The organism is Microcoleus sp. B7-D4 (assembly GCF_036705125.1).
Lineage (GTDB): Bacteria > Cyanobacteriota > Cyanobacteriia > Cyanobacteriales > Microcoleaceae > Microcoleus.
The window spans coordinates 1-3,062 of the sequence record NZ_JAUBTT010000223.1; the positions used below are offsets into that span (position 1 = coordinate 1).

The 3,062-nt window shown below is 46.8% G+C and carries 2 protein-coding genes; both read right to left on the minus strand.

Annotation, left to right across the window (positions count from 1 at the left end; all coding sequences use genetic code 11):
* Nucleotides 1-81: 81 nt before the first annotated feature.
* Nucleotides 82-1,887 (minus strand): serine hydrolase, encoded by a 1,806-nt coding sequence (locus tag QUB12_RS36920; RefSeq protein WP_333148356.1) that lies wholly within the window; start codon nt 1,885-1,887, stop codon nt 82-84.
* Nucleotides 1,884-3,062: calcium-binding protein (locus QUB12_RS36925; protein ID WP_333311052.1), on the minus strand; the 1,179-nt coding region annotated here is incomplete at its 5' end. The genes QUB12_RS36925 and QUB12_RS36920, both read right to left, overlap by 4 nt.

Genomic DNA, 3,062 nt, shown 5'->3' on the forward strand with positions numbered 1-3,062 from the left:
ACTCGAGCGAATAAGCTTTCATTTTTTCTGCTGATGTACTGAATGTAGTGTACCACATTTACATGGAATTTGCTGTAACTTTTATTTGTCAACTGCACGAGGTGCAAGCAGATTCCAATTCACCTGAGAAACACCGTACAAAATAAAATTATCCAAAAGTCCGTAAGCATCCCCACAATTGTAACCTTTAGCATTAACACATTTCTTATCCGCCCTTTGATTCACAGCCACAAAAATATCAACTCCATCCGGCAACACGCCCGCATACATCTTTAAATTAGCAAAATCATCAAGGATGCGACCGTTATCATCCACCGGCGGCAATTTCCACTCTTTCGGATTATTATTGCCCCCTAACTGGATTCCCCAAGCATGAGTACCGTCAAGCGCTCCGTTGTGGGCAGTATATCGATTCCAAAGATTATTTCGCTTTTCTCCGATGCGCGGGTTATTTTCATAACCAGCTACCCAATATTCTGACATGAATTTGAGAAAAACTTCCGCTTCCGCAGCAAGCGAACCAGTACCGGGACTCAAATCAGTGTTTCTGCTGCTAAAAGGAACCATGCCTAAATTCCAAGACCAATTTATCCTCCCCGGCTTCGGATTTAGCCAGGTAGAAAAATCGCAGAAGCTACCCTTCCAGATGCAGTGCGGACGCTTCACATCCCATCCTTGACCATAATAACTTTTCCCGTTCCAATGGCGTTTTTCTGGTTCGCGATCGACCATATTTGCTACTCCTTGGGTCATAAAAATTCCCCGGTCAGCCGCCGTATAAATTCCTAAGTTTGTTTTGAAGAAAACCTCCAAAGCCGAACCTTGATGAGTTTCTGGTTTACCCATCTTAGCAGCAGATCTGCCGGAAGCCACAAGCTGCTCCAAAATAATCGTAGGAAATGCCGGACTGGTATTGGAATAGTGATATTGGCCGAGAGGATACTGAAGGCATCGGCCAGCCAAAACCTGCATAATTTCTCCTAAAGTAGGACTTGGCAAAAAATAGCCCGCGCTAGGAGAAATGCCGAGTTGATTTTTTGCTGAACTGATAGATTTGCTGCCCCATTCGCTGACAAGTAACTGTTCTTGTGCTTGAAAATTCGCTGGGGTTTTTAGATTGCGAAGCACAGGCAAATTTGCGGTGACATCTTCAGCATATCTGGGCGCGCTGCGCTGAAGTCCCGATCGGTGCGATAATAAATGTCCGAGGGTGACGTTTTGCCACTGTTTGTCTGCAAATCCTGAGTTGAGATTGGCACACTTGCTGTCTTTCACGGGAACGGGAAATTTGACTTTTCCCGAAAATACGGCGTGCAAGTTTTCAGGGATAATCGCTACTGGATATTGCTTGTTCAAACCCGGAATTAGCGGCGGATAATGCTGGGGGTCGAACAATTTCATCCCTTCAATTTGGTCGTCAGTCAGTTCTAAACCGGCTCGATCGCGCGCCGTCTCTTTAAGCGCCCAGCGCACCATTGCAAAGGTAACAGGCTTGCTGATACTGCCCATACGCATGGGGGTATCTGCGGGTACGATCGCAGCCAGAGGAGCCTGCGTATCGTCGCCACAAGCCGGATTCCAGTTATTAGTAGGTCTGCCTTTCATGCGCCCTAGACCCCAAACACCAACGGGTTTACCTTTAACAGAAACACCGAGTACGGCCGCACCGACGCAGCGGTGGCGCATGAATTCTGTCAACGATTGCAAAATCGGCTGGAGTTGCGCGTCACCGCTACCGCTAACAGGGATGTTTTCTTGCGCTAAAGCTGTGTTATTGTTGGACTCGGAAAGCTTTCCCAAGCCTCCTAAGAGGATAGCTGAAATTAAGGTCAAACTTGTGTAGAAAAGTCTGTTGATTCTTTGGCTATCGCCCCTAACATTCCTCATAAAAAACTCCGGTTTAAAAATGTAGGCGGGTTCAATTCTGTCAGATCGATTTGAGTAACAGATACGTTATTGAGAGTAGCTAAAATTTTACCTGTTGCTGTCAAGCGGATTAAGGTATCGCTGTTGGCTTGACTAATTGACAGTTGAGAGGCAGTCAAACCTCTAGTAAGGGCGATCGCATCTTTTCCGGGTTCAAAATCTCGAATGATATCCATCCCTGAATCTGCCCAAACCAGAAAACGATCGTTCCCACTTCCTCCAATTAAAAAATCATCTCCCAAATCGCCGCTTAAAAAGTCGTCTCCGGCTCCCCCAAATATGGTATCATTGTCTTCTCCTCCCCAAATCGTATCATTGCCTTCACAGCCATCCAGTAGGTCGTTATTTTCATCACCCCGCAAGTAATCGTTGCCACCGCCACCACAGGCAGTATCGTCACCTACATTTCCCAACAGAGTATCGTTTTCTTCACCGCCTACAATTAAATCTCTATCCTTACCTCCCAATAAGAAATCGTTTCCTTTGCCCCCATCCAAGAAATCGGAGTCTTCGTTGCCGTGAATGAAGTCGCTATCTTCTCTACCATTTAGCGAATCTTGTCCTCGATTTCCCAATAATGTATCTCTTCCTTCATTACCAAGAATAATATCTTGATTCTTGCCACCAAAAAGCAAGTCATCTGCCGTTGCACCAGAGATAAACTCGTTGCCTTCGTTACCGTTGAAAAAGTCATTTCCTTCGCCGCCAAACAGGTTATCGTTACCTTCTTTTGCCTGGAAATAATCCTCGCTGCTGCTGCCGTCGAATGTCTCATTGCTAGCAGTACCTGTGATGGGTAGATCGATCGTACTATTCACAACTACCTTTTCTACAGGATTGGGTTGGTTGAGATTTGGGAGGGATAGAGAGTTACAAAGGCAATCTTCTGTCGGAATTTCAGTCAGAGTTGGCGTTGGTGTCGGAGTTGGCGTTGGCGTTTCTGTCGGAATCGGTGTCGGAGTTGGCGTTGGCGTTTCTGTCGGAATCGGTGTCGGAGTTGGCGTTGGCGTTTCTGTCGGAATCGGTGTCGGAGTTGGCGTTGGCGTTTCTGTCGGAATCGGTGTCGGAGTTGGCGTTGGCGTTTCTGTCGGAATCGGTGTCGGAGTTGGCGTTGGCGTTTCTGTCGGAATCGGTGT

Bases quoted from the DNA above. Each gene is read 5' to 3' on its own strand.
- QUB12_RS36920 (WP_333148356.1), bottom strand. From the start codon at position 1,887: ATGAGGAATGTTAGGGGCGATAGCCAAAGAATCAACAGACTTTTCTAC.